Genomic DNA, 7100 nt, shown 5'->3' on the forward strand with positions numbered 1-7100 from the left:
TTCGTCACATCATCCAGTGTCGTCATCACGGCACCCTTCTCGCCGGGCATTCACCCAGCGTGTCGGGCCGAAACACCGTTTAAGAAACACTCCCGAAGAACCCGTCGGCACAGATGCATTGGCGGCGTTGAGTAAGGCCTGACGGGAGTAGGAATCGACTTCTGGCTGGTCATTTTCGTTGGCTGGATATGGTGGCGACGGCTTCTCTCGCCGCGCTCCGGTATGCCGTGATCCGGGGTCGGACCACACGACTCTCGGTGATACACACTCGCCAGGAAGACAACAGCATCTCGGTTTCCCCTCTGCGGTCAATGACCGACGGTACACAAGCTCGCCGGAGTAACCGTGCGCGTCACCGATGCCGGCGGAACCAATGTTGTTGAGATCGACATGCTGGTGACCGCTGATGCTATCGCCGAAGCCCGGGATTGAAGTGACCCGAACTCCCGGGGCTTTGCTTTGCGATGTGCGACTATAAGTTCATGCTCGATCCGGGCGCAAAGGGCAGTGACGTAGTGGTGATACCGCAACGAACTTTATGGTGGGCGGTCGACGAGCTCTGCCGTGCGTTGCCGCACGAGGTGCTTCGAAAACTGAAAGTGAGATCGGGCGAGGACCTAGCCGCCATTTCAACGACTGCATTCCTAGCCTGTGCGCCGACTAGCGTTGATTGTGCTGGCGAACCAGACTTGATCTTCGATCTTTCGCATTCGAAATCGGAGCGCAGCCCCATATCGTCGATGGGTTTGGCGAATAAGAGGTTTGCGGACTTCGAAGTGAAATCGATTGGTCTTTGGTACCGAAAGTTTGACGCCACGATTGATCAATCCCTTGGGCGTGGCGAAATTCCGATGGTGACGACGTTCACCGCAGCTGTTACGACTGTAAACGAGGTCCTGGCAGGTGAAGGCCTCAATCAGATTGATCGCGCGCTCCGCCAACTAAACAAGAAAGTGAGGGTTGCGCACTCGAAGAACATATTTCTGATTGCCCATCCCTTTGACTATCCCGTCGTTGAAATGGACGTTGCTCCTATCGTGGCACACCTTCTGAACCCACTGGACGGGATTGTTGGCGTAGACACCGTCTGGGTGATGTGGCCGGATGTCTTCTTTGTGATGTGGTCATCCCACAATGCCCGGTGGGTGAATCTGTTGTTTGACTCTCGAGAACAGAGCAAGGATCACTCATCTGCTTGGGACGACCTCGAGTTGCTGCAGCAAGTCCAAGTTGAGTTTCAGCGTCGTATCGACGGTGAAACGAACTCTCCGTACATATTTCGACTTGAGTAACGGGTTGTTTGAGGTGTTGTGGGTCGGCGAGCTCAAGAGCTGACAGCCAAGCCCGGACATCGTTTGCGGTCTATCCGCTTTTTAGCGTGGCGTTTCGCAGGTTTGACTTCTTGTGTGCAGATGCCGGCCCGAAAAGATGTCGTAGAGGTCGGCATGCTGGGGACCGCTGATCGGAGGTCGAAATCGCGGTCTTGTAGCCACCTTTCCTTCGCCTGTCTGCGGTGGTGCCGGCGGCCGGTGAGGTAGTGGTTTCTCACGTCCCCGGCACAGGGTGCGCCGGGGACGTGAGAAACGATTCTAGCGCCTATTTGCGCAGGTCAACCTATATAATTGGGGAGTCTAATTCGGTAGCGGACCTGACCAGTTCGCTCGATTCTGGAGGATTCCTGTGGCTGATTTGGCTACTGCTGTGACTGTGTTGGATGCGAATGGGCGGGCGGGTGTGCCGTCGTTGTTGATTTCGGGTCCGGGTATGGGCAAGTCGAGTTTGGTTCGTGGGTTGGCTGCGGCGGATGGGGTGTTGTGCAAGACGGTGTTGGGGTCGTTGCGTGAGCCGTCGGATTTCGCGGGGTTGCCGGTGGTGCGGGAGCACGGTGTGGCGTTGGAGGCTCCGGCGTGGGCGAAGGAATTGGTTGCCGGTGGTGGTGGGTATCTGTTTTTGGACGAGTTGACGACGAGTCCGCCTGCTGTGCAGGCGGCGATGTTGGCGGTGGCGTTGGATTTGACTGTCGGTGATGTGCAGTTGCCGAAGGGGACTCGGGTGATTGCGGGGGCGAATCCTCCGGATTGCGCTGCTGGTGGGTACGAGTTGGAAGCGCCGTTGGCGAATCGGTTCTGACATGTGGAGTTCACGCCGTCTGTGGATGAGTGGTTGGACGGTATGGCGACGGGGTGGGGTGCACCGCCTGCCTCGCGTGCGGTGGCCACCGATGAGCAACGGGTTGCGTTGGTGCGCAGTTCGATCACCGGCTTTGTGCAGCGCAATCCTGATGCGTTGGATGCGTTTCCGTCGTCGGCTGCGCAGACCGGTGGTGCGTGGCCGTCGCGTCGTACGTGGTCGATGTTGGCGGCGGTGTTGCCGCATTTGCGGGAGGACGACAACGCGGCGATCAACACGGCGGTGTTCGGGTTGATCGGTGAGGGCGCGGGCGTGGAGTTCTTGGAGTGGCGGCGTAGCGCGGATCTTCCCGATCCGGTTGCGGTGGTGGAGAATCCCGATTCGGCGTTCGATTGGCAGTCGCGTCCTGATCTGGTGTGGGCGGTGCTGTCCGGTGTCACGGCGTGGGCGGTGGGACGGGGCACGGTGGAGGCCTGGCGCAGTGCGTGGGGTCCGCTGATCGCGGCTGCGGAGGCGGGCGCACCGGACGTGGCGGGCGCGGCGGCGCGCACGCTGGCGACGGCGCGACCGGCGAAGGCGACTGTCCCGGCGTCTGCTCGTCGGTTCGCGCCGATGTTGACCGCTGCGGGTCTGATGGAGGCGGCGGCATGAGCGGGGTTCGGGTGCTCGCGCCGGATGAGTTGCGGGCGTTTCGCCTGGCACGGCTGGTTTCTGCCGAGCAGATGCCGTATTTCATGCGGGCGTTGTTCGCGGCGCAGCCCGTTGCTGCACCGGGGTTGGGAACGTTCGCGGTGGATGCGCAGTGGCGGCTTTATCTCGATCCGGCGTTGTTGGTGGGCGCGGGTGCGTGGCCGGTGCCGGTGGCGGGTGCGGTATTGCTGCACGAGGTCGGGCACTTGCTGCGGGCGCACGGTGCGCGGGGTCAGTCCTTGCCGAAGCCGGTGCAACACGTGGCGTGGAATTACGCGGCGGACGCGGAAATCAACGACGACTTGCTGGCGGCGGGCGTCGGGTTACCGGACGGGGTGATCACTCCACAATCGTTCGGGTGCGAGGACGGCGGAATCGCAGAGGACTACTACACGCACCTGATCGATCCGGCTACGGGGCAACAGTTTCCAGACGACGAAGATGTGGGATGCGGGTCCGGTGCGGGGTGCGCGCCGGTGCCGGGGGAGTTGGGCGCGGCAGCGGGGGAGGTCGCGGACGGGTTGGACGGCGCGGAAGCAGATCTGATGCGCCGCCATGTGGCGCGGGCGGTGCAGGCGGCGCAAGGGAAGGGGCGCGGGAGCGCACCGGCAGGATTGGCGCGTTGGGCTGGTGAGGTTCTCACGCCGCCGACAGTGCCGTGGGATCGGGTGTTGCGCGCGGTGATCCGGCGCGCGCTGGCGGATCAGTCGGGGCGGACGAACTACAGCTATGCGCGTCCGTCGCGGCGCAGCCTGCCGGGGATCGTGGCCCCGGCGATGCGGGGTCCGTCGATCACGGTGTCGATTGTGATCGACACGTCCGGGTCCATGTCGGCGGCGGATCTGTCGGCGGCGATGGGTGAGGTTGCGGGTGTGCTGCGGGCAGGCGGTGTAGCGCGGGAGCGGGTACGGATTCTCTCGTGCGATGCGGCATCGACGTCTGCGCAGGCGGTGCGGTCGGTGGCTGATGTGGTGTTGGTGGGCGGCGGCGGTACGGATATGCGCGTCGGGATCGATGCGGCGAACGCGGCCCGTCCTGCCCCGCACGTGGTGATCGTGTTGACGGACGGGGATACGCCGTGGCCGGATCGGCCGTCGCGGGCGCATCTGGTGTGCGCGGTGATCGGCAACGACACTGCACTGGCACGGACCCCGGAATGGGCGTCGAGTGTGCAGATCCCGGTCGGTGCGTTGTGAACGCGGTGAGCGGTGATCTGTTGCGGTACGCGCAGCAGGTGTTGACCGGTACCGGTCACGCGCCGGATCAGGTGGCGAGCGTGGTCGCCGGTACCGGCGAGGATGCGGCGGCGCGGGCCTTGCGTGCGGGGTGGGAGTGCGCTGCGAATCCGGTGGTCGGGGCGTGCGAACAGACGGAGGACGTGTCGTGAGCGTGGAATGGTTCGATCTGGCTCAGCGTCTCTATGCCGCCGAAACAGGGCGCCCCGTTGCTCGGCTCGCACACACTACGTTCACCCCGTCAGCGTCGGCGCTGGCGGTGCGGGCGACGGTACGCGGCGGCAGTGTGAGCGTGTCCGCTGCGTCGTTCGGTGGAGGTGAGGAAACCGCGTGCGACGAGGCAGGGTTGGCGTTGCTCGCACGGTTGGGCGGCACACTGGCGGCGGATACCCCGGCGATGTTGCTCACCGACGACACCGGCACGATCCCGGCCCTGGTGGGGTTGGCGCGGGCGCACGCTCACCACAGTGACCCGAACATCTCCGGTAGCGCCGCGATGGTGGGGTGGTGGGCAGATCGCGCGGATCATCCCGGCACATCGGCGGTGGTGAATCTTCCGGCCGCCTCCAGTGCCCGCTACGTGCTCGGAGTGGTGCCGGAAGCGCAGCGGTCGGCGCGGGTATGGCGAAAGTGGTTGCAGATCACCGACGAGAGTGTCGCCGGGATGCACGAATGGGCGCGTGCGATCGGCAGTGGCCCGTTGTTACCGCTGCTCGCTGCGATCGGTGAAGACGACGCCTATTCGTTTTCTCGGGCACAGTCCGCACTGGTGGACGGTCACGACTGGTCGCGTCCCGACAACACGGCCAGCGCCGCGATGGGTCTGCGAAGTCGTTGTGACGCAGCAGATGTGATGTCATCAGCCTTGCTCGATGATCCGATGTGGCGCGAGCGCGCATTGCACACCGGCCACGTCGCGGTGGGTGTGGCATCGATGACGCCGCCACCGAAAGGTTCACGTCGGCGCAACGGGTCGTTGTCGGTGACGTGTGAGCGTCTGGATTCGCGCCTGCGGGTCGGATCTGCTGTCACCGGGTGGGTCGGTACACCGCGACGGCGTCCGTTCGAGCAGTTCACTGTCGAGGTCACATCGACCGAGGTTGTCGGCGGGAAGTTGGTGCTCGGACTCGGTTCGGTGGGGATGTATGCGCCGCCGAGTGGCGCGTCGGTGGTGTTGATGCCGCAAGCGGCGTCACCTTTCGCGATGCGCGCTGGTCGTGGCCGGTACTGGCGGCTCTACCGAGGGCGGCGGTCCTGGCTTTCGACGGGGCAGACACCCGTCCCTTCCCGGCGTGAAGTGCCGTTGGACGTGCTCATAGCGGGCGCAGAGGAATAGCACCGGCAGCATACCTGCCTTAGGTAAATAGCCAGTTCAGAGACTTTTTTCACGAAAGGTTTGATTCGTCATGCGCATTACTGCCTCGTCGTCCGATATTGCTGCCCCCTCCGGCCCGGTGCCGTCGTCGTCCCGTCCGCCCGTCCCGTCGCTGACGGGGTGGCCGGGGTCGGAGATCATGGCCGACCCGATCACAGCGCGTGTGCTGTTTTCGGTGTGGTCGGGTGATCCGGCGGTGGTGGTGCCGTCCCCTCCCGGTGCGGGCAAGACCCGCTTGGTTGCATTACTGGCTGCGGCATTGGCGCACCGCGCGGATCTGCGCGTGGGGATCGCGGCGCAGACCCGCGAACAGGCGGTGGAGATTGCACGCCGGTTGGGAACACTCACCGACCGCGCCGCCTTGATGTGGAAAGCGAAAGCACCGGCACCGGACAGCGGCGACACACCGGTGGTCTCGGGACAGAAAGTGCGCTGGCAGGGCGACGTCGGTGCAATTCTGATCGGCACGACGGCGCGATGGTTGTTCTCGGACCCAGACCGAGTCGGTGCGGACGTGTTGATCGTGGACGAGTCGTGGCAATGCACCTACGCCGATCTGGGAGCGCTGGGAGCCATGGCGAAACAGGTGGTGTGCGTCGGTGATCCCGGCCAGATCGACCCGGTGGTGACCGGCGATGTATCTCGTTGGGAGGGAAGCGAAACCGCACCCGATCTACCCGCCCCGATTGCACTGTTGGCTGCGCACGGCGACGCGGTGGGGATGGTGCGGTTGGCGCACACCTGGCGACTCGGACCCGACACCACAGCACTGATCGCGCCACTGTTCTACCCCGACCTGCCGTTCACCTCCAAGCGTCCCCCGGAACACCTCACCGATTCGAGCGGAGCCGTGTGGCCCGAATTGGCGCACCGCCCGATCACAGCCTGCGGAGGCCCGTCCGATCCGGCCCTGGTGACCGCATGCGCCGCGCGGGCGGCGGAACTACTGGCAGCGGATCTGGTCACCACCGCAGGCCAGCGGCCAATGACGGCCGCCGACGTGGCCGTGGTGGTCCCGCACGTGACCCAGGCTGCGGCAATCCGTGCCCTACTCAGCGAGCACCCCGACGTACTGGTCGGCACCGCCAACTCGCTGCAAGGCCTCGAGCGCCCTGCCGTCGTGGTGCTGCACCCGTTGGCGGGATACCGGACCGCCGAACCTTTCAACCTCGACGCGGGCCGCACCTGCGTGATGCTCTCGCGTCACCGCGCCCACATGTCCGTCGTCATCGATGACACGACCGCGAGCGTCCTTGCACACGGTGCGCCGTCGCCCGCGCTCGAGGTCCAGACCGCCCTGTTGGCCGCGCTGCACAGCACCCCCGCTGTGTAGCTCACCCGCAAGGGAAAGGGACACAACACATGTCCGAAACAACGAAGCCCGAATACCGTGCACGCGCCTGGGAAGGAATAGACACATTCGACGCAGTCGCGGCATCGACAGCAGGCGGCAGCAAGCACGATGACTTCCGCTACGAGCAAGACCCCGAGTCGCAGATCCACGACAACGGCGTCCGCGCTGTGCGGGCAGCAGACGGAATGATCGCGTATGCCCGCCGCTGCGGAACCGGCACCGGGACTGTTTCGTAATCGGTGTTTTGGCCCGAGACGCTGAGTGAATGCTCGGCGAGGAGGTGCCGAGATGACGACACTGGAGAATGTGACGAAGA

At 64.5% G+C, this 7100-nt stretch carries 8 protein-coding genes; all 8 read left to right on the top strand.

Annotated features, from left to right (window positions below; translation table 11 throughout):
• The first annotated feature begins 482 nt into the window (after window positions 1–482).
• The 8 genes from ACZ3J7_RS40615 to ACZ3J7_RS40650 all read left to right on the top strand — a co-directional run bounded on the left by ACZ3J7_RS40615 (window position 483) and on the right by ACZ3J7_RS40650 (window position 7020).
• Complete coding sequence (locus ACZ3J7_RS40615; protein ID WP_128638076.1) at window positions 483–1292, top strand: hypothetical protein; 810 nt, start codon at window positions 483–485, stop codon at window positions 1290–1292.
• A 388-nt stretch (window positions 1293–1680) separates the two neighbouring features.
• A complete protein-coding gene (locus ACZ3J7_RS40620; RefSeq protein ID WP_350835212.1) occupies window positions 1681–2130 on the top strand; it encodes a P-loop NTPase family protein in 450 nt (149 codons plus the stop codon).
• Between the two features lie 81 nt (window positions 2131–2211).
• Window positions 2212–2781: a hypothetical protein gene (locus ACZ3J7_RS40625; protein ID WP_350835214.1), complete on the top strand. Its 570-nt coding sequence runs from the start codon at window positions 2212–2214 to the stop codon at window positions 2779–2781.
• Window positions 2778–4016 carry a vWA domain-containing protein gene (locus ACZ3J7_RS40630; protein WP_218748330.1) on the top strand — a complete coding sequence of 413 codons (1239 nt, stop codon included), beginning with the start codon at window positions 2778–2780 and terminating at the stop codon, window positions 4014–4016. The genes ACZ3J7_RS40625 and ACZ3J7_RS40630 overlap by 4 nt, the downstream gene beginning before the upstream one ends.
• Before the next feature lie 5 nt (window positions 4017–4021).
• Window positions 4022–4207 (top strand): hypothetical protein, encoded by a 186-nt coding sequence (locus ACZ3J7_RS40635; protein WP_351645584.1) that lies wholly within the window; start codon window positions 4022–4024, stop codon window positions 4205–4207.
• Entirely contained in the window at window positions 4204–5391 is a 1188-nt protein-coding gene (locus ACZ3J7_RS40640; RefSeq protein ID WP_209923613.1) for a hypothetical protein, read from the top strand. Before ACZ3J7_RS40635 ends, ACZ3J7_RS40640 begins: the two co-directional genes overlap by 4 nt.
• A gap of 70 nt (window positions 5392–5461) precedes the next feature.
• Window positions 5462–6763 carry an AAA family ATPase gene (locus ACZ3J7_RS40645; protein WP_003941272.1) on the top strand — a complete coding sequence of 434 codons (1302 nt, stop codon included), beginning with the start codon at window positions 5462–5464 and terminating at the stop codon, window positions 6761–6763.
• Window positions 6764–6792: 29 nt separating this feature from the next.
• Complete coding sequence (locus ACZ3J7_RS40650) at window positions 6793–7020, top strand: hypothetical protein (RefSeq protein ID WP_245220050.1); 228 nt, start codon at window positions 6793–6795, stop codon at window positions 7018–7020.
• The last annotated feature ends 80 nt before the right edge of the window (window positions 7021–7100 follow it).

The sequence above is a fragment of the Kitasatospora sp. NPDC015121 genome (genome assembly GCF_055562955.1).